This is a genomic window from Aquiflexum lacus (assembly GCF_015476655.1).
Taxonomy (GTDB): Bacteria; Bacteroidota; Bacteroidia; order Cytophagales; family Cyclobacteriaceae; genus Aquiflexum; species Aquiflexum lacus.
The window spans coordinates 147,600-166,448 of the sequence record NZ_JABFHF010000009.1 but is presented as its reverse complement, the minus strand read 5'-3'; the positions used below and the strand labels follow the sequence as shown (position 1 = coordinate 166,448).

Annotated in this window: 18 protein-coding genes; 9 read left to right on the top strand and 9 right to left on the bottom strand. The window is 38.3% G+C overall.

Annotated features, from left to right (window positions below):
• Positions 1–119 precede the first annotated feature (119 nt).
• The 5 genes from HMJ38_RS10470 to HMJ38_RS10450 all read right to left on the bottom strand — a co-directional run bounded on the left by HMJ38_RS10470 (position 120) and on the right by HMJ38_RS10450 (position 5,337).
• Positions 120–1,712 carry a tetratricopeptide repeat protein gene (locus HMJ38_RS10470; protein ID WP_194974337.1) on the bottom strand — a complete coding sequence of 531 codons (1,593 nt, stop codon included), beginning with the start codon at positions 1,710–1,712 and terminating at the stop codon, positions 120–122.
• Positions 1,713–1,922: 210 nt separating this feature from the next.
• Positions 1,923–2,636, bottom strand: a complete 714-nt coding sequence (locus HMJ38_RS10465) for a tetratricopeptide repeat protein (protein WP_194974336.1) — start codon at positions 2,634–2,636, stop codon at positions 1,923–1,925.
• Positions 2,637–2,645: 9 nt separating this feature from the next.
• Entirely contained in the window at positions 2,646–4,064 is a 1,419-nt protein-coding gene (locus HMJ38_RS10460; RefSeq protein WP_194974335.1) for a CCA tRNA nucleotidyltransferase, read from the bottom strand.
• Positions 4,061–4,534, bottom strand: coding sequence for a hypothetical protein (locus HMJ38_RS10455; RefSeq protein ID WP_194974334.1), 474 nt, complete (start codon positions 4,532–4,534; stop codon positions 4,061–4,063). The genes HMJ38_RS10460 and HMJ38_RS10455 overlap by 4 nt, the downstream gene beginning before the upstream one ends.
• Before the next feature lie 122 nt (positions 4,535–4,656).
• Positions 4,657–5,337 carry an aspartate/glutamate racemase family protein gene (locus HMJ38_RS10450; protein ID WP_194974333.1) on the bottom strand — a complete coding sequence of 227 codons (681 nt, stop codon included), beginning with the start codon at positions 5,335–5,337 and terminating at the stop codon, positions 4,657–4,659.
• Positions 5,338–5,701: 364 nt separating this feature from the next.
• Here HMJ38_RS10450 and HMJ38_RS10445 point away from each other — a divergent pair, with 364 nt between their 5' ends.
• The 9 genes from HMJ38_RS10445 (at position 5,702) to lepB (ending at position 14,829) form a co-directional block, all read left to right on the top strand.
• A complete protein-coding gene (locus tag HMJ38_RS10445) occupies positions 5,702–5,986 on the top strand; it encodes a hypothetical protein (RefSeq protein ID WP_194974332.1) in 285 nt (94 codons plus the stop codon).
• A 288-nt stretch (positions 5,987–6,274) separates the two neighbouring features.
• Positions 6,275–7,894, top strand: a complete 1,620-nt coding sequence (locus HMJ38_RS10440) for a CTP synthase (protein WP_194974331.1) — start codon at positions 6,275–6,277, stop codon at positions 7,892–7,894.
• An 88-nt stretch (positions 7,895–7,982) separates the two neighbouring features.
• Positions 7,983–9,782, top strand: coding sequence for a membrane protein insertase YidC (gene yidC / locus HMJ38_RS10435; RefSeq protein WP_194974330.1), 1,800 nt, complete (start codon positions 7,983–7,985; stop codon positions 9,780–9,782).
• A 209-nt stretch (positions 9,783–9,991) separates the two neighbouring features.
• Positions 9,992–10,675: a metal-dependent hydrolase gene (locus HMJ38_RS10430; RefSeq protein WP_194974329.1), complete on the top strand. Its 684-nt coding sequence runs from the start codon at positions 9,992–9,994 to the stop codon at positions 10,673–10,675.
• Between the two features lie 7 nt (positions 10,676–10,682).
• Complete coding sequence (locus tag HMJ38_RS10425; RefSeq protein WP_194974328.1) at positions 10,683–11,462, top strand: ParA family protein; 780 nt, start codon at positions 10,683–10,685, stop codon at positions 11,460–11,462.
• 13 nt (positions 11,463–11,475) lie between these two features.
• A complete protein-coding gene (locus tag HMJ38_RS10420) occupies positions 11,476–12,393 on the top strand; it encodes a ParB/RepB/Spo0J family partition protein (RefSeq protein ID WP_194974327.1) in 918 nt (305 codons plus the stop codon).
• Positions 12,394–12,444: 51 nt separating this feature from the next.
• Positions 12,445–13,008: a DUF5683 domain-containing protein gene (locus tag HMJ38_RS10415; protein WP_194974326.1), complete on the top strand. Its 564-nt coding sequence runs from the start codon at positions 12,445–12,447 to the stop codon at positions 13,006–13,008.
• A gap of 7 nt (positions 13,009–13,015) precedes the next feature.
• Positions 13,016–13,738, top strand: coding sequence for a 4-hydroxy-tetrahydrodipicolinate reductase (dapB, locus tag HMJ38_RS10410; protein ID WP_194974325.1), 723 nt, complete (start codon positions 13,016–13,018; stop codon positions 13,736–13,738).
• A 14-nt stretch (positions 13,739–13,752) separates the two neighbouring features.
• On the top strand, positions 13,753–14,829 hold the full coding sequence (gene lepB / locus HMJ38_RS10405) for a signal peptidase I (RefSeq protein ID WP_194974324.1): 1,077 nt from the start codon (positions 13,753–13,755) through the stop codon (positions 14,827–14,829).
• Between the two features lie 339 nt (positions 14,830–15,168).
• Here the strand turns inward: lepB and HMJ38_RS10400 are convergent, their stop codons facing one another.
• The 4 genes from HMJ38_RS10400 to HMJ38_RS10385 all read right to left on the bottom strand — a co-directional run bounded on the left by HMJ38_RS10400 (position 15,169) and on the right by HMJ38_RS10385 (position 18,542).
• Positions 15,169–15,405, bottom strand: a complete 237-nt coding sequence (locus HMJ38_RS10400) for a (2Fe-2S) ferredoxin domain-containing protein (RefSeq protein ID WP_194974323.1) — start codon at positions 15,403–15,405, stop codon at positions 15,169–15,171.
• A gap of 540 nt (positions 15,406–15,945) precedes the next feature.
• Positions 15,946–17,196, bottom strand: a complete 1,251-nt coding sequence (locus HMJ38_RS10395) for a DUF819 family protein (protein ID WP_194974322.1) — start codon at positions 17,194–17,196, stop codon at positions 15,946–15,948.
• A gap of 45 nt (positions 17,197–17,241) precedes the next feature.
• Positions 17,242–17,880: an NUDIX hydrolase gene (locus HMJ38_RS10390; RefSeq protein ID WP_194974321.1), complete on the bottom strand. Its 639-nt coding sequence runs from the start codon at positions 17,878–17,880 to the stop codon at positions 17,242–17,244.
• Positions 17,880–18,542, bottom strand: coding sequence for a bifunctional isocitrate dehydrogenase kinase/phosphatase (locus tag HMJ38_RS10385; protein ID WP_228779996.1), 663 nt, complete (start codon positions 18,540–18,542; stop codon positions 17,880–17,882). Before HMJ38_RS10385 ends, HMJ38_RS10390 begins: the two co-directional genes overlap by 1 nt.
• Positions 18,543–18,849: the final 307 nt, after the last annotated feature.

The window sequence follows — 18,849 nt, the reverse complement described above, 5'->3', positions numbered from 1 at the left end:
AGGCAACAACAGCATTTTAAAACGTTAACAAAACGATAGCAGTAGAATAAAAAAACATATTTAAAGGCCTAATAATGAATAACTTATTAAACGTTAAAAATAGATTAACAAATCGTAAACTATATACCAAGAATAAATTGTTGTAAGCTTTCACCTTTCTCGAGAGCCAATTTTTTCCTCAATCGATATCTTGAAATCCGAAGACTATCCAGTGAAATATTCAAGGTTGAAGCGATATCCTTTGAACTTAGATTCATACGCATCAAAGAAGCCAATCGAAGTTCAGAGGGTGTTAAATCGCCAGATTGGCTTTTCAGTTTTCGGAAAAAATCGCCATGAACTTTTTCAAAGTTATTTTTAAAGTCGTCCCAATCTGTATCCTGAACAAAATTGAAATCTATCATTTTTATCAAATTTCGGATATTCTTTTTTTGTTCTCTTGCGTCTTTATCAAGCAAACCCTGAAGTTTTTGTCTTATTCCTTCAAGCATCTTATTCTTGTCTATCACATGTAGCGTTTGGGCAGTAAGGGATTTGGCATTTGAATCAAACTCCTTTCTAAGGGTTTCGTCCCTAAGTTGAATATTTGAAAGCTCTGTTTCCATCAACTTTTGTTGCGTCAGCATAATTTCTTTTTCACTTTCCAACAACTGCATTTTCACTTTTGATTGCATATTTTTTTTACTGATTATCAGCCAACTAGTACCTACAAGGAAAAGTATCAAAACCATAAAAAGTGACTGAATTTTAGCATCAAAGGCTCTCACTTGTTCTAATTCAGAAATCCGCTGATCTTTCAGTTTCATTTGAAACAATTCATCCATCAAAGCCATTTGGGTAGCAGTCTCTTTGTTATAAATATCTTGATAAATGACTCTGCTGCTGTCTAGGAAAGTGTAGGCTTTTTGGAAATCATTCAATTCAAAGTAACTTTTTGCCAGGTCTCTGAGGGCACTGCTTTCTTCATAGGGTTGATTCAGAATCCTGCTGAGGAGCAATGCCTCATTTGATTTGATAATCCCGGCCTCGATCTGTCCTCCTTTTCTGTAAACATCCCCTATATTGTTTATGATACTTATCAGGTTCAGACTATCTCCAGTCTCTACATTCAATTCAAAAGCCTTGTGAAAATAAAAAGTAGCCGAATCAAAGACTTCAAGATCCTCATAGATACTCCCTAAATTCTCATTGATTTCTGCACTTAAATCCTCTTTTTCCAATTTTTTGAAAATTGATAGTGCAGTCCATTGATAGTTTAGGGCTTTTTGATATTCTTGTTTTTTTTCATGTACAAATCCTATTAACCCAATAGAAATCGCTTGTCTGATCTCATCATTATTGCTTAAAGAAATGTCATAGGCTTTCTGATGAAGCTTAACTGCATCTTCAATTTTTTGAGTTTTATAAGCGACTTTTCCTCTAAAATTATAATTATCTATAAGCAAGGGACTGAATTCTTCCTTTACAAATAATTCTTCTGCCAAAAGTAAATTCCTCGCAGATTCAGAATAAATACCTTTAAAGTATAATAGTTTACCTAAGAGATGATGAATCCTGGCCAAGAGGATTCTATCATTAATTTCTTTGCTCAATTCCAGCGCTTTATTTGCAAAAAAATAGCTTGAATCGGGTTCAGAAATAATCGTACTTTCTGCTTTTAGCAAAACAACTGTAAGGTCTTCACTTTGATCCTTAGCTGGTGTAGAAAGCACAATTAAAGGAATTATAATAAAAAGATAAAGAATAACACATTGCTTCAACATCATTTACAAAGATGTCTATACCCAACAAAATATATGTTAAGTAAATGTTTTCCCTGTGTTAAATTAATTGCCTTTTACTTTGAGCATCTTGTTAAAAATAAAAAATGGGCAGATACATGCCCATTTTTACATAATATTCTAATTTTTCTCCTTCTCCAGTTACATTTTTTGAACCTCTTTCAGATTCTCCTGTGCCAATTCGAAATCAGGTTGTAGTTCTAATGCTTGCATAATAGCTTCCTTTGCTTCTTCCTTGTTTTTTTGGTAAATGTGGACCATGCCTTTTAGGTTAAGGGCAGCTGCTTTCAAAGTTACTTCCTGTTGTGTATTGTCTTCTTTTGGGAAACCGACTTTTTCTTCGCTGGATTTATTGCTTTTTACCAACATATTGATGGAGTTCAAGGCTTCTTCCTGTCTATTGAGCGAATACTGCATGTAAGCAGTTTTGTAAAGACTAAAAAGATTACCCGTCAAAAGGTAATGACGTTCAAAATTAGGAAGCGCACGGTCCATGGCACCCAATTGTTCCAAAGAGTACGCGGCAATTTCCAGTCCAGTCAAACTTTTGTCACTGACTTCAAGTACATCTAAGGCTGAAATAGCAGCCGAAGTATATTGACCTGACTCAAAATACAATGACGCGAGGGTCTCTGCATATTGAATGTTGGTCGGGTTTCTTTCGATCAATTCCAAAAGTTTCACCCTGGCAGCAGGAAGGTCATTGTACCTTAAAGCCAACTGATAAACTTTTCTGTCAGATTCACTTCTCTTTCTATTGGCTTCACTATCCTGCTGTGCAGGCTGTTCATTTTGTGCAAATAGGGCAACTGTCGACATGAACACCATTGCGACAGTCATTATCAATTTATTCATTTTCATAGATTATTTATTTCTTGATATTCCTTTCTGGGCGGCTAATTTATACAATAAGTTTAAAGCATCATCTTTATTGTTTTGAATTTGTCCTTCCAAGATTGCTTCTTTTATTTCTTCTTTCAGATCCCCAACGATCTTGGAAGGATTAAGATCAAACATTTGCATGATTTCTTCTCCCGAAACAGGAGGTTGAAAGTTGCGCACATGGTCTTTTCCTTCCACCTCCAAAATCTTTTGTTCTACTTTGTCAAAGTTGGCCAAAAATTTCTGGACTTTATTATTGTTTTTGGAGGTGATATCAGCCCGACAAAGTTTCATCAGGTCATCCACATCGTCTCCTGCATCAAAAAGCAACCTCCTGATAGCTGAATCGGTTACTTTATCCGAAACTAGCGCTATTGGCCTGAGATGAAGCTTGACGAGCTTTTGAACATATTTCATCCTGTCATCCATCGGCAGTTTCATCCTTCGGAAAATTCCCGGAACCATCCTGGCTCCCTTATCTTCATGTCCATGGAAAGTCCAGCCAACTTTGTTATTGAATCTTTTTGTAGCAGGCTTGGCAATATCATGCATGATGGCCGCCCATCGCAACCAAATGTCATCAGTCACCGAAGAGATATTGTCTAAAACCTGAAGGGTATGGTAGAAATTATCCTTATGGGATTTATCACCCACTGAATCAACACCCTGAAGTTCCACCATTTCCGGGAAAATTTCATTTAAAAGTTTACTGACAAATAATAACTTGAAACCATAGGAAGGCTTATCCGTCATGATGATTTTATTGAGCTCATCAACAATTCTCTCAGCCGAAACAATCTGTAACCTATGGGCATCATGGACAATGGCAAGAAAGGTGTCCGGCTCAATATCAAATTTCAGTTGAGCCGCAAATCGAATGGCCCTCATCATTCTTAAAGGGTCATCAGAAAAAGTGATGATGGGGTCAGTCGGAGTTCTCATGATTTTCCGCTTGATATCACCCATACCATCAAAAGGATCGATCAAATCCCCAAAATTATGGGCATTGACAGAGATAGCCATCGCATTGATGGTGAAATCCCGACGCTCCTGATCTTCTTGCAATGTCCCATCTTCTACGATTGGCTTTCGGGAATCATGTCTGTAGGATTCCCTTCGGGCACCGACAAATTCCACTTCCCATTCTTCCAACCGTATATTAGCTGTACCGAAATTTTTGAAAACTGAAAGTGGCACATGCTGATCAAAACTATCAGCTACTTTTTGTGCCATTGCAATCCCACTGCCTACACAGACAAAATCTATATCCTTGCAAGGTCTTTTTAAAATCAAATCTCGTACATACCCACCAACAACATAGGTTTCCAAGCCCATGCTATCGGCTATCCTTCCAACTCGGCCAAAAATCTCTATTTTACTTAAATGTTCTTTAAAATTCATGCTTTCAATATTCTGATATCCCCTTCCGGACTCAAAAAAATTTCTTTTGTTCCTGCACTCAATAATGGGAAGTACTCTTTGGTTTCGAAATCAAATTGAGAGGATTTACCGTATTGAAGAATCAGAGGTTGTGAATAGGCAAACAATAGCCTATTCCAAAAATCCTTTCTGATGATTGCGAATTTCACTACACTTTCTTTGATGGGTCCAGATTTCAAAACCCTGTTTACCGGACTATGGTATATTGTTGGTTTTGAGGCATACTCAATGATATCCAGAGACACATCTGAAAAAGGCTCGGCTACAGATCTAATCTGAAAAAGATCAAAAAAGAGAAAAATCCCCTCCTGATCATCCATTGAAGCATCCCAATTGGAAATTTCAATCAATTCCAAGATAGTACCCTGACCATCTTTAATCCTGATTCTTCCTTTATCTTTTAGGGCCCTGACGGCATCTTTGATTTCCATTACAAAATTTTCTTCCAAAAATAAGGCAGATATTTGTAAGGAGCGAAAAAGGTGAAAATAAAGTTTGAAGGTTTTGATATTTCAGACAAAATTTATTTAAGTAAATACTCTATTTTTCCAACTTAACTGAAAATAAAATCCACTGCCAAAGCAGCGTGTAAATCAGTGGTCGAAATCAGCGGAACATTCGCCTCTTCTTGCTTGACCAGTAGGGGTAATTCTGTACATCCCAAAATTATTCCTTCTGCACCTTTTTTATTTAAAACCAGCACTTGGTCCAAATAAAAATTCTTGGCTTCAGTGGTGAATTTTCCCATTGTAAGTTCTTTTGAAACATAATGATGTGATTGATCCAAATACTTGTCATCAGGGATCACTGTATCAATATTAAAATTTTCTTTTAGATATTTTGGAAAAAAGGCCCCAGTCATAGTGGGCCTATTTCCCAACAAGCCTAAGGTTTTCAGACCTTTTTCCTTTGCATTTTTACCAACTGCTTCTGCAATATGCAGAATCGGTATGTTAATCTTTGGCTGTACAAAATCATAAACCATGTGAGGGGTATTGGCACAAATGACGATACCCTCCGCTCCACCTTTTTCAAGTTTTGTTGCAATCTCCAGATAGGTCTTTCTAATAAGGTCTTTGTCTTGATCTCTCATCAATTGGATGTTCTGACTATAAATCAACATCGAAGGGTTCTGTGCTTCCCCCATCCGTTTACCAGCCAATTCATTGATCAATTTGTAATATTCGATAGTGGAATGCCAAGATGTGCCACCAATAAGTCCTAATAGTTTCATACTTTAAAATTAAGCTGTCAAAGCATTTTATATTGTGATCAATCACACAATGTGCAACACAAAATATTCAAAATGTCAATTATCTTATAAAAAGAATTACCATCCACTTTCTGAGGCAATAAGACGTTCCAAAACCTCCAAAGTCTGCAAGGAAATCTTGGGGAATTTCAAAAATCCTTAATTTCCAACTTTGCATTAGCCATGTGAACAAAATTTTTAATTCAAAAAGTCAGATAGGTGAAGTTGATATTGTATTTTTAGTTTATTTTATTTAAATTTTTGACTTTAAAAAAATATTTATTTAATGTATTTAAATAAAACAAGATCCATAATTCTTATCAATAGTATTTTAAAATTTAAGATCATGAAAAAGATTGTTTCTCACCTGCTTATGGCGTTTGGATCTTTCATTGTTTTTATAATAATTCTGAATTTTAATTCCGAGGCATTCGTAGGACAATATGTTCCGTATATTATCGGATTCGGATTTGGAGCTTCTTTAAAATACCTTGGTTATATCACGCTAGCATCAGGCATTCCCATCTTGATTTTTTACTTTTTAAAAAGGGATCTTTGGTCTGAATCAATCAGCCTGATTTGGGGAGTTTCTATAGTTTGTGCGGTACTGAGGTATTTATGTATCATTTAAATTAATTTTCCCCACATTGGTTGCAGCAATTCTCAAAGCCCAAAAAATAAAAGCTAATCTAAAAATATTTTGGGCAGCCCATTATTCCAATCATTTTTAAGGGAATCAACTGTGGTAGGCAAGGTTAATGGGCTAAATTATTTGATTTAATCAACAAATTGATTCTTCGTTCTCAATTCCCTAAATGATTATTCAAAATTTCCTTTCTGCATTCCGCCTCCGAATCAAATATTTTACCTAATTTTGAATCCCATAAGAATCAAAACAAAATAACTTCCTTCCATTCTTATGGCTCCATCCACCAAATACATCTTCATTACAGGAGGCGTGACCTCTTCACTTGGAAAGGGTATAATCGCGGCCTCTTTGGCCAAGCTCCTACAAGCTAGAGGGTTCAACGTCGCAATCCAAAAATTTGATCCCTATCTTAATATTGATCCAGGAACGCTCAATCCTTATGAACACGGAGAATGTTATGTTACTGAAGATGGTGCAGAAACCGACCTTGACCTAGGACATTACGAAAGGTTCCTCAATACACCAACCTCCCAATTGAACAATGTAACCACGGGTAGAATTTATAACAATGTCATTACCAAAGAGAGAAAGGGTGAATATTTGGGAAAAACTGTACAGGTAATCCCACATATTACCGATGAAATCAAGAGAAATTTCTTCAAACTTGGAGAAGATGGAAAATACGATGTCATAATCACCGAAATCGGTGGATGTGTTGGTGATATAGAATCATTACCATTTATTGAAGCAGTCAGGCAGGCAAAATGGGATATAGGAAGTAACAATATATTGGTCATACACCTTACATTGATCCCATACCTGGCAGCCGCCAAAGAATTGAAAACCAAACCAACCCAGCACTCGGTCAAACAATTGCTGGAAGCCGGAATTCAGCCGGATATTTTGGTTTGCCGTTCGGAACATCATTTACCTTTGGACGTAAAGAAAAAACTTGCACTATTCTGCAACGTGGAATTGAATTGCGTGATAGAGGCTATGGATGCTGACACCATCTATGATGTGCCCTTATTGATGAAAAAGGAAAAACTTGATGAAAGGGTGTTGTCAAAGCTGAAATTAAGCTCCAAAAGCAATACTGATCTCGAACAATGGAAAGATTTTCTTGGCAGGCTCAAAAATCCAACGCAAGAAGTCAATATAGGCCTTGTTGGAAAATACGTTTCCCTACCTGATGCATATAAATCAATCATTGAATCGTTTATCCATGGTGGGGCATCTTCCGAGTGTAAAGTTCATCTCAGATTGATTTCTTCCGAAGAACTTCATCCAGAAAGTATCAATAAAAAACTTCAGGATTTAGATGGAATTTTGGTTGCACCAGGATTTGGTGAAAGAGGCCTTGAAGGAAAGATAGAAACTGTTAAATTTGCCCGCGAAAATAATATACCTTTCTTCGGTATATGTTTGGGAATGCAGGTAGCTGTGATTGAATTTGCCAGAAATGTGATAGGTTTGGAAAAAGCCAATAGCACTGAAATGGATCCAAACACCTCCCATCCTGTCATTGACCTAATGGAAGAGCAAAAGAATATCGTTCAAATGGGTGGTACTATGAGATTAGGTTCTTACCCCTGTGAAATGAAAAAAGGAAGCAAAGCTGCCCAAGCTTACGGTAAAACCAAAACCATGGAAAGACATAGGCATAGGTATGAATTTAACAATAAGTACTTAGAACAGTTTCAGGAACATGGTATGATCCCATCAGGAATTAATCCTGATACGGGATTGGTTGAAATTATTGAGTTGAAAAACCACCCTTGGTTTGTTGGCACACAGTTTCATCCGGAATACAAAAGCACTGTATTGAACCCACATCCTTTGTTTGTGAAGTTTATACAAGCTACCATTGAAAATAAAAAAAATAAATAATTTAGTTTTTGTCTGTCGGAAAAACACCTTGGAAGTTTCCATTGAACATTTTGGTGAAATTTTAGATAGTCAGTTTTAATTAGTAAATATGGATAGAAACCAAGCGACAGGACTGATCCTATTCGCAGCAGTATTGTTGGTTTATTCGATTTTCTTTGCAAGTTCACCCGAACCTATTGCTATAGAGGATCAGGAAACCAATCAGGAAGTCGTAATCAACAATGAAATTGATTCCGTGCCGGAAATACCTCAAACTGAACCTGACAGTATACAAAACATCATTGCTCAGCGGCAATTCGGTACTTTTGCGGCTTTTACCAAAGGCCAACAAGAGAATGTTGTTTTGGAAAATGATAAAATATCAATCACTTTTTCTACTAAAGGAGCAGAAATAAAAAATGTTGTCCTTAAAGAATTTAAGACATGGGACCAAAGGCCATTGGTTCTTTTGGATGAAAACAGCTCAAACCTAGATTACAAAATCCAAACAGATAAAGGGCTTTTGAGTTTGAATGAATTCTATTTTAATCCTACCCTATCGACAATTGATATTGAAGGAGTAAATGCTTCCGTCCTGACGTTTATAGCACAATCTGGTTCTGGGCAGATCATAAGAACATATACCCTACCTGATGAAGAGTATGTCTTGAACAAAAGTTTGGAGTTTGTTGGCCTGACAGGAAATCTCACAGATTCAAACATTCAGATCACCTGGGATGACAGATTGCTCAAGCAAGAAGCCGATCTGGAAGAATCACGGAGAAAAACCAACCTCAACTTCTATAAAAGTGAAGGCAAGCATGATTATCTCAGCTTGACTTCGGATTCAGATGATGATGAAGTCACCGAACCATTAAAGTGGGTCAGTTTCAGTCAAAGGTTTTTCACATCAGGAATTATAGCCGCAAATCAATTCAATGCAGCTAAATTGGAGCAGGTAACTCCAAGCGATACGCTATCAGTCAAAAATATGAAAGCCGCTTTGGTGTTACCTTTGGAAAATGGAAGAGCTGAGGTAAGTTATTTCTTTGGTCCAAATAATTACAATTTGTTGAGAAAAATCACGCCGGGATTTGAAAACAATGTGGACATGGGTTATTTCTTTGTCAGTTGGGTCAATAAGTACATTATTGTCAATCTTTTCCAATTTCTTGAAAGATACTTCACCAATTATGGTGTGATCATCATATTAATTGTGCTGATCATTAAATTGGTTTTGTCACCACTAACTTACAAATCCTATATTGGAATGGCCAAAATGAGGGTCATCAAACCGGAAATTGATGAGCTGAAGGCAAAATACCCTGATGACCCCACGAAGATGCAACAAGAGCAGATGAAACTCTTTGGGCAGTTGGGTGTAAGCCCCATTTCGGGATGTTTACCCATGGTATTCCAAATGCCGTTCTTGTTTGCCATGTTCTTTTTCTTTCCCAATTCTATAGAGCTTAGACAAGAGTCATTCCTTTGGGCACATGACTTGTCCACTTACGATTCCATTCTGAGCTTACCTTTCACCATACCTTTCTATGGTTCACACGTCAGTTTGTTTACAATTCTGATGACGGTATCCCAGATTGCCTATACCCACTTCAATAATCAGCTGACTGCCCAGACAGGCCCAATGAAAAATATTGGATACATCATGCCGGTAGTATTTATGTTTGTGCTGAATTCATTTCCAGCGGCATTGAGTTTCTATTATTTTGTTTCCAACATGGTTACATTTGGTCAGCAGGCCATCATCAAACTCTTTGTAGATGATGCCAAAATCCGGGAGAAGGTAGAGGCAAATAAATTGAAGAATGTCAACAAAAAGAAGTCAAAATTCCAACAAAAACTGGAAGATGCGATGAAAGCAGCAGATGCCAATAAAAAGAAATCCTGATAAAAACGAGACCTGCAAGGGTCTCGTTTTAGTTATCTCAATTTTATAAAATTGTAAATAAAGGATTAGGCTCTCTACAAAAACCTTTCAAAATGCTCACAATTAGACCATTACTGTAATCCACAAGGGCCTGTGGATAACATTATATTTCATGCAAAAATTTAAATGATATATTTGTAACATTAGGAAAAACAAGCATATCTATTCTCATGATCGAACTGACCTATTATGGACATTCGTCCTATCTCGTAAATATCAACCAAAAAACTGTTCTTTTTGACCCTTTCATCAGCCCAAATCCAAAAGCATCGCGTGTCGATGTTGAAGCAATTAAAGCGGACTATGTGCTGATCAGTCATGGTCATGAGGACCATGTAGCAGATGCAGAATCAATTACCAAAGCGAATAATGCCATGTTGGTTTCCAATTATGAAATCGCTGTATGGTTTGCTGAAAAGGGCATTGAAAGGTATCATCCCATGAACCATGGGGGTAGCAAAGAATTTGATTTTGGTAAAGTCAAATATGTACATGCCGTACATAGCAGCACGCTTCCGGATGGTTCTTCAGGAGGCGTTGCGGGAGGTTTTGTTATAAAGCACGATGAAGGTTGTTTTTATTATGCGGGAGATACTGCGCTTTCTTATGACATGAAGCTGATAGGTGAAGAATTCAAGATTGATTTTGCCATACTTCCAATTGGAGATAATTTTACAATGGGCATCAAGGATGCCATCAAAGCTGCTGATTTTGTGGGAACGAAAAAGATTTTAGGGATGCATTATGACACCTTTCCATACATAGAGATTGATACTGAAGCTGCAAAAAAAGCTGCAATGGAAGCAGGAAAAGATTTGATTTTGCTTAATATTGGTGAATCTATTAGGCTCTGAACATTTTATGGGAAAAGTTATAGCAATTGCTAACCAAAAAGGAGGCGTGGGAAAAACCACAACTGCCATGAATCTTGCTGCCAGCTTGGCTGTCTTGGAATTCAAAACGTTGGTGGTAGATGCCGACCCGCAAGCCAATACGACATCCGGACTTGGACACGATCCAAAAGAAATCACAACAAGTATCTATGAATGCATGGTAGATGGAATAGATATCCGTTCCATTATCCATAAAACCGAAATAGAGAAACTTGACCTGATCCCATCTCATATTGACCTCGTAGGTGCTGAGGTCGAAATGATCAATTTGGAAAATCGGGAAGAAAAAATGAAAGCAGTCATTAGCAAAATCAAAGATGACTATGATTTTGTAATCATTGATTGCTCTCCCTCACTGGGTTTGATTACCATCAATGCCTTGACTGCAGCCAATTCTGTAATCATTCCTGTACAATGTGAATATTTTGCATTGGAAGGTCTCGGTAAACTATTGAATACAATAAAAATAATCCAGACCAGACTCAACCCCGAACTTGAAATAGAAGGCATTTTATTAACCATGTATGATGTTAGATTGAGGTTGTCCAATCAAGTAGTGGAAGAAGTAAGAATGCATTTCAAAAATCTGGTTTTTGATACGATCATTCCCAGAAATGTCCGTTTAAGTGAATCACCGAGTTTTGGCCTGCCTGTAATCGCTTTCGATGCAGAAGGAAAAGGTGCAGTAGCCTATCTTAACCTTGCCCATGAAATTGCCGTCAAAAACGGAATGGAAAAAGTAAACTGATTGTAAAATATTTATGACTGATAAAAAACCTACACCAAAGAAAAGTGCACTGGGAAGAGGACTAGGAGCTTTGCTGCAGGATTCCCCACAAAAAAACAAACCCGAAACCCTGATTCCCGGAATTCCTTCAGCTGGAGTCTTTGAAATCCCCCTTTCTGAAATACAGGTAAACCCCTTTCAGCCTAGGACCCATTTTGACAAGGATGCACTTCAGGAACTTTCAGACTCCATCGTCACACAAGGTATCATACAACCGATAACTGTCAGAAGACTAGAGGAAGGTGAATATCAACTAATCGCAGGTGAGCGAAGATTTCAAGCTTCCAAAATGGCAGGACTTGAAAAAATACCTGCCTATGTCCGTACTGCCAATGACCAGCAAATGCTGGAAATGGCCCTTATCGAAAATATCCAAAGAGAAAATCTAAATGCGCTTGAGATCGCCCACTCCTATCAGCGACTTTTGGCTGAGTGCGACCTCAAACAAGAAGAACTAGGCGACCGGGTTGGTAAAAACAGAACAACTGTTAATAATTACCTGAGACTCCTAAAATTACCTCCTGATATTCAGGCAGGTTTAAGAGACAATAAAATTACAATGGGTCATGCACGTGCGCTGATCAATGTAGAAAAGATAGATAGGCAGTTAGCGATTTTCAGAAAAACAATTGAAGAGGAGCTTAGTGTCAGAAAAGTAGAAGCATTGGTGCAGGCCATCAACGGAACTCAGGAAGAAAAAGAGAGTGCAAAAAGTCCTGCTTTGGATCCTGTCAGAAAATACGAAATAGGTAAAATACAAAACCGCCTCGCTAACCATTTTGGTGCCAAGGTGCAGTTAAAGTCCGATGCCAAAAGTAAAGGTGAAATAAAAATCCCTTTCAGGTCATCTGAGGACCTAAATAGAATCCTGGAAATATTGGAGATTATCTGAACCTTGGAAAAGGAAACAATTAAAAGGCTTTTGTACCACAACTTCAAAGCAATGATATATATCTTTATCATTGCTGTTTTTGTTTTATTGCCTGTTTTTAATTCACAGGCTCAAGATGAAAATTTGAAGTTAGATACCATACAAGTCAACTTCAGTAAAAAGAATATTAAGGATCCCAGAAAGGCTACGATTCTATCTGCCATCCTACCTGGTGCAGGTCAGGTTTATAATGGCAAGGCATGGAAAGTCCCTTTGATTTATGGTGGGTTTGCTGCCAATATTTATTTTATTGAATTCAATAACAGAAGATATCAGCTCTTCATAAATGCCCTCAAAGCTTTTGATATCAACCAAAATGACCCTGATCGTGCATTCCCCAACCTCAACAGGGACGGTTTGGTTAGAAATGTAAACTTCTGGCGTAGAAACAGAGATTTGAATTATTTCCTGTTTATAGGTATTTATGCATTGAATATTGTGGATGCAAATGTGGATGCCCATTTGTCTGCTTTTGATGTCAGTGAGGACCTTACATTTAGGTTTGAACCGGTATATGAATCTTTGTCGGCAGGTGGTGGAAACCTGATTGGGCTGTCCCTAAAAATAAATTTCTGATTACAACATGAATATACTACTACTCGGATATGGTAAAATGGGAAAAATCATCGGAGAAATCGCCGAATCCCGAGGGCACCATATTACAGCCAAAATCAATATTGACAACAGGGAGGAACTTGATGAACTTGATGCCAATAATATTGATGTCGCTATAGAATTCAGCCAACCAGATGCTGCTTTTGAAAATATCAGCTGGGCTATTTCAAGAGGAATCCCAGTCGTCGCAGGTACGACAGGATGGCTTGAAAAGAAGCCCTTCATTGAAACCCTGACCATGGAAAAAGATGCTGCATTCTTTTATGCTTCTAATTTCAGTATAGGTGTGAATATTTTCTTCAAAGTCAACCGTTTCCTCGCTTCATTGATGAAGGAACAGGGCGCGTATCAAGTCAGCTTGGAGGAAATCCACCATACCGAAAAAAAAGATGCCCCTAGCGGTACTGCCATAACGCTTGCCGAAGGCATCCTTCAAGAAATTTCAAAATTGAAGGAATGGAAACTGTCCGAAGGAATGTCCATTCCCGAACAGTTCCTTCCAATAACCTCTAAAAGAATCGATCCTGCACCAGGTACCCATATAGTTCGCTACAGTTCTGAAATCGACGATATTGAGTTATCCCATACCGCCCACAGTAGGAAAGGATTTGCAGTTGGTGCAGTTTTGGTGGCGGAGTGGATAAAAAATAAAAAAGGTGTTTTATCAATGGATGATTTCCTATCTTTCTAAAATTTTAAACTAAAATGACTCAACCAAAAAATAAAAAGTCAGCTGCTCGCGAATGGGCAGACGCATTGGTTTTTGCGGTAATTGCTGCATCTCTTATAAGATGGCTTTTGCTGGAACCATTTACCATTCCTACAGCATCCATGGAAAAATCCCTTTTGGTAGGTGATTTTCTTTTTGTGAGCAAAATGCACTATGGGACAAGAATACCTAGAACACCCTTACAGGTACCACTGACTCATCAAAAAATATGGGGCACCAATGCCAATTCCTATTTGGACTGGATCGAACTACCTTATTTCCGTCTTCCTGGATTCACCTCAGTTAAAAGAAATGATGTGGTTGTATTCAACTATCCTGCTGAATTTGAGTACCCTGTTGACCTAAAAACTAATTATATCAAAAGAGCTGTGGCCATACCTGGGGATGTTTTAGAGATCAAAAAAACTCAGATCTACATCAATGGTGAACTTGGAGAGAATCCCGAAGAGATGCAGTATTCCTATGATGTAATGACAGATAGGACCCTAAGCCCTGATTTTTTTGATGATTATGGTGTCAACGTTGACAGCTATATGCCTTTTTCCAACGGATCAGGATACATGGTAATGGCCACTGCTGAAACTGCCGAAAGATTGGAAAAGTCACCCGCAGTAGGATCTGTAACCATGAGAGTTGACAGGGCTGACTTTGGTGATCCAAGAGTATTTCCCGACGGAGCTTATTTCGGTTGGAACAAAGACAATTTGGGTCCTTTGGAAATCCCTGGAAAAGGCTGGACGATCGAAATGGATCAGGAAAATATCAACAAATATGTATTCACTATCGAACGATTCGAAGGACATAAAGATGTAAAAGTCCAAAACAATGAACTCTTTATTGATGGTCAAAAAGTAACAAGCTATACTTTCAAACAAGACTATTTTTTTATGATGGGAGACAACAGGCATGATTCGCTTGACTCACGTTATTGGGGTTTTGTCCCCGAAGACCATATTGTGGGCAAGGCATGGTTCCTATGGCTATCCCTGGACAAACATAAATCCATGTTCAGCAAAATAAGATGGAATAGATTCCTCAACGGAATCAACTGATAAAAAAAGCCAGGTCTTTCAAACCTGGCTTTTTTTTGGACTTTATTTGGCTGTTTTTAATAAATTGACTTTTTGCTAACTTCGGTTAAGAGCAGAACAGGCCATAAGAGGATTGAAAGTGAATAAGTTTTTATTGAAAACTCCTGCCTGATTTTTCCTTTTTACTCTTGGATTTTGATTACGATAAATTACTCTGGGTTTGAAGTAATTATAAGTTGTTAAATTTTGATCTGTTTAACCCCATCGGAAAAATACGAAAATCTACAATAGAAAAGTTTTTCTATATCTTTCAGATTATAGCATAGATTCACGGAAATGAAATAATTTAAACCAATCAACCTACCCCAATTTCTTCTTCACCCCTCCTACCTCTGCTTTTTTCATCACCTCATTATTCAACACCACCACAGGTCCTGATTTGCAGAAATCCATGCACTTGGTCTTGATGATTTTGTATTGACCTTTGTGGTCTTCTGAAGCAATCAGGTCTTTGATTTCCTTCTGCAATTTCTTACAACCCGCCTTTTTACAATCAGATCCGTTGCAGATAAATATAAATTTGCGATAAGTTGCCATTTTGGTTTAGGGATAACAGGGGTCCTGCCCTAGCGGACAGGTTATAAATATTTATTGATTGTTGAGTTAACAATACTGCCTGCCGAAGCTAAAAGGGTTATCATTTTTTAACATTTTGTAATTCTTTTTCAGTTCCCATTTCTTGATTCTTGGTCTCCCGATACTCGGGCCGGGCTTAGCATCTTTGTTTTTATTTCTTGGTTCTTGTCTCTTGATTCTTATCTCTTGGCTCTTGGTTCTTGTTTCTTGGTTCTTGTCTCTTGGCTCTTAATTCTTGTCTCCTGGCTCTTGGTTCTTATCTCTTGGCTCTTGTTTCTTGGTTCTTGTTTCTTGTCTCCCCGATTCTCGGGGCAGGCTTTGGTTCTTGTCTCTTGGCTCTTGTCTCTAAATTCTCACTTCCCTTTGGGCAAAACCTTCGAGGTCAAAAAAAGACCTCAAAGGTTAGACTGTTCTCGTTTATCGGCTCTCGCTTCTCACTACTCCTCTCGCACTTCTCCTACCTGTATCTTATGTCTTGTGTCTTAAGTCTCAAATCTCAAATTACCCATGCACAATCTGCATCAATAAACCACAAATATACGCCCCATAAGTTCCAACCGCATAACCCAAGACAGCCATCAATACCCCGACCGGAGCCAAAGATGGATTAAAGGCTGAGGCAACTATCGGTGCAGAGGCCGCGCCACCCACATTGGCCTGTGAACCTACAGCAACAAAGAAGAACGGTGCTTTGATAATAAATGCGACAATCAACATGATCATTACATGAAATAACATCCATAGGATTCCTATCAGGAAAAAAATAGGACTGTCAAATATTGCCATCAGGTCCATTTGCATCCCAATAGTCGCTACCAAGACATACAGTAATACTGAACCCAACCTTGAAGCGCCGGCACCTTCCAATTCTCTTGCTTTGGTAAAAGAAAGAATCAATCCTCCAGTGGTGGCGATAACTACAATCCAAAAGAACGGTGAATCCAATGAATATTGGCTGAGTTGGGGGTAGTTTGTCCCAATATAAGGAGCTACAATATCCGCGATAAAATGGGAAAAACCTGTAATGGCAAAGCCAATTCCAAAGATTTTCATGGTATCAGCCATTGTTGGGATTTTGAGCAGGCCCGCTCGGTAATTCTCTACTTTTACCTGCAATGCATGTATGGCAGAACTATCAGCTTTGAAGATCTTATCAATCGTCCCGGGTTTTGCTGCCCAGTATAGCAGGACTGCCATCCATACATTCGCTACCAAAACATCTACCGCAATCATTTGTGAAAATAAAGATGGACTTGCCTCGAATACTTCCAGCATGGCTGTTTGATTAGCACCCCCTCCTATCCAACTGCCTGCGATGGTTGCCAGGCCTCTCCACACCTCATCAGGTCCTGCCCCACCCAGAATATCAGGATGGATCGTTGAAACGGTCAACAATGCCAAAGGCCCACCGATAATAATCCCTGCAGTTCCTGCAAGAAACATGATCAATGCTTTTGGGCCAAGTTTGAGGATACCTTTAAAATCTATACTCAATGTCAACAATACCAATGAAGCAGGAAGCAAATACCTTGAAGCAACTTTATATAAGTCTGAAGTTTCTCCGGAAATCACCCCAAAAGAATTTAACAAAGCAGGAATGAAATAGCAGAGTAAAATAGAAGGGACTACCCTGTAGAATTTGACCCAAAAAGGAGATTTGCTCGAGGAGGTGGAAAAAACCAGAGCCAAAACTGTCATCAACAATCCAAAAACAACTGCATCATTGCTGATCAAAGGGGAATTTGCTTCCATAGTTTCTTAGTTAGGCTTACAACAATACCACAAAAGCCACAAACTTCAAAACTCATGGGAATCCCATAAGTAGGTGAATTCTCCCAGCATCATAGCTGTGGCACCCCATACTACCTCTCTTTCTATGTCAAAATAAGGCGCTTCAAGATTCAGTCCGGAACTGGCCTTTACATTTGTCTTTTTCCGGATATTTTTGTCAAGAATCATTGAAAAAGGGCAGTTGATAATCCTTTCAACTTCCTTGGGATCCGGATTGAATTTAGGTTTTTCCTCTACAAAACCTATATATGGTGAAACCATAAAATTACTCGGCGGAATATAAACATCTGATAATTTTCCCAAAATCCTGACTTTATTCCCATCGACCCCAATTTCCTCCTCAGCTTCCCTGATAGCTGTGACACTCAGGTCAGCATCCTCGGGTTCCCACTTCCCTCCTGGAAATGCAATCTGACCACCATGAACACCTGGGTAGCTCGGCCTCTTTATAAAGGGAACAAAACTCCTTCCTGCATCAGGGTAAAATAGCATTAATACGGCCCCTTTTCTATGGTCATCTCTGATCATGGAAACAAAGCGCTCTTCATCCACAGGTTGGGGTGCCATGGTGATTTGACCCAATCTTCCCGGCAAAGGGAGTTGAAGCACTAATTCAAGTTTCTTTACTACTTCCCCTATATCCATTAAAAATCAATATTATCAAGTTTTTCTTCTAGGTACTTTGTTTTCTGATATTGGGTTGTGTGAAAAGGATGAATATATTCAAAATAAACTTGTTCCTCAGGATTGATCAGCCATATCTTTGGAGTTGTTCCCACTTCATCCTCAAAAAAACCTGAAACCATTAATAACTCAGGGCTAATCCAAACCGCTTCTTCAAAACCTCCGGATGGACCCATAAAAAGTAACCTTTCGCGCATGCCATTGGATTTGAAATAAATTACTTCAGAGTCAGGATTAAAAGAAACTTTGTCCTCTTCGGGAATTACCACCTTATAACTGTAAATATCCACAACTCCGTCTCCCTCAGGATGTGGAATTAAATATTGGTAAAAAGGGCTTCCTGGTTGAATGTAGTTTTCTTCCGGCCACTCCAGAGATTCATAGGATATCTCTCTACTCATTCTGAATGCGGTGGGATCAAAACCGGCGTCTATTTTTTTCCAGAAACTCCCCCACCTTGGGATTTGCTGAAGCCCTATGGCAAGTAACTGCCTGTGCTCCTCTTCCAGACTTACTTCAGTTTCTAAAACTATTTCTTCTTTTTTCTCCTTCTCAAATGTACAGCTACCAAGAAGGGCCAAAGAAAATATCATCAAGGGTCTAATGGAAGAAAAAAGGCTCATCTCTTAAGTGCTAAACGACTACGAATGAAACATAAAAATCCCAAAAATCAAAAAAGGTCGGAACATTGCGCCGACCTTTTTCATCTCTCAAACCTATTAAACCTATTGTAGATATTCATTGTATGAATAACACATTGGAAAGGTAAATAATGTTTTTAAAATGTCCAAACAATCGATTGCGAAAATTTTATTTTGTCAAAAACCTAATAGTATTTTCGCTTCATTGAGACCCGAATATGATCAATTTTTTTTTGTCAAATGCCTGAAAATTATCTTGATATATTTTAAAAACGCCTAAACACCTCTG

Bases quoted from the DNA above. Each gene is read 5' to 3' on its own strand.
- HMJ38_RS10465 (WP_194974336.1), bottom strand. From the start codon at position 2,636: ATGAATAAATTGATAATGACTGTCGCAATGGTGTTCATGTCGACAGTT.
- HMJ38_RS10445 (WP_194974332.1), top strand. From the start codon at position 5,702: ATGAAAAAGATTGTTTCTCACCTGCTTATGGCGTTTGGATCTTTCATT.
- lepB (WP_194974324.1), top strand. From the start codon at position 13,753: ATGACTCAACCAAAAAATAAAAAGTCAGCTGCTCGCGAATGGGCAGAC.
- HMJ38_RS10450 (WP_194974333.1), bottom strand. From the start codon at position 5,337: ATGAAACTATTAGGACTTATTGGTGGCACATCTTGGCATTCCACTATC.
- HMJ38_RS10390 (WP_194974321.1), bottom strand. From the start codon at position 17,880: ATGGATATAGGGGAAGTAGTAAAGAAACTTGAATTAGTGCTTCAACTC.
- dapB (WP_194974325.1), top strand. From the start codon at position 13,016: ATGAATATACTACTACTCGGATATGGTAAAATGGGAAAAATCATCGGA.
- HMJ38_RS10425 (WP_194974328.1), top strand. From the start codon at position 10,683: ATGGGAAAAGTTATAGCAATTGCTAACCAAAAAGGAGGCGTGGGAAAA.
- HMJ38_RS10395 (WP_194974322.1), bottom strand. From the start codon at position 17,196: ATGGAAGCAAATTCCCCTTTGATCAGCAATGATGCAGTTGTTTTTGGA.
- HMJ38_RS10440 (WP_194974331.1), top strand. From the start codon at position 6,275: ATGGCTCCATCCACCAAATACATCTTCATTACAGGAGGCGTGACCTCT.
- HMJ38_RS10415 (WP_194974326.1), top strand. From the start codon at position 12,445: ATGATATATATCTTTATCATTGCTGTTTTTGTTTTATTGCCTGTTTTT.
- HMJ38_RS10385 (WP_228779996.1), bottom strand. From the start codon at position 18,542: ATGAGCCTTTTTTCTTCCATTAGACCCTTGATGATATTTTCTTTGGCC.
- HMJ38_RS10460 (WP_194974335.1), bottom strand. From the start codon at position 4,064: ATGAATTTTAAAGAACATTTAAGTAAAATAGAGATTTTTGGCCGAGTT.
- HMJ38_RS10455 (WP_194974334.1), bottom strand. From the start codon at position 4,534: ATGGAAATCAAAGATGCCGTCAGGGCCCTAAAAGATAAAGGAAGAATC.
- yidC (WP_194974330.1), top strand. From the start codon at position 7,983: ATGGATAGAAACCAAGCGACAGGACTGATCCTATTCGCAGCAGTATTG.
- HMJ38_RS10400 (WP_194974323.1), bottom strand. From the start codon at position 15,405: ATGGCAACTTATCGCAAATTTATATTTATCTGCAACGGATCTGATTGT.
- HMJ38_RS10420 (WP_194974327.1), top strand. From the start codon at position 11,476: ATGACTGATAAAAAACCTACACCAAAGAAAAGTGCACTGGGAAGAGGA.
- HMJ38_RS10430 (WP_194974329.1), top strand. From the start codon at position 9,992: ATGATCGAACTGACCTATTATGGACATTCGTCCTATCTCGTAAATATC.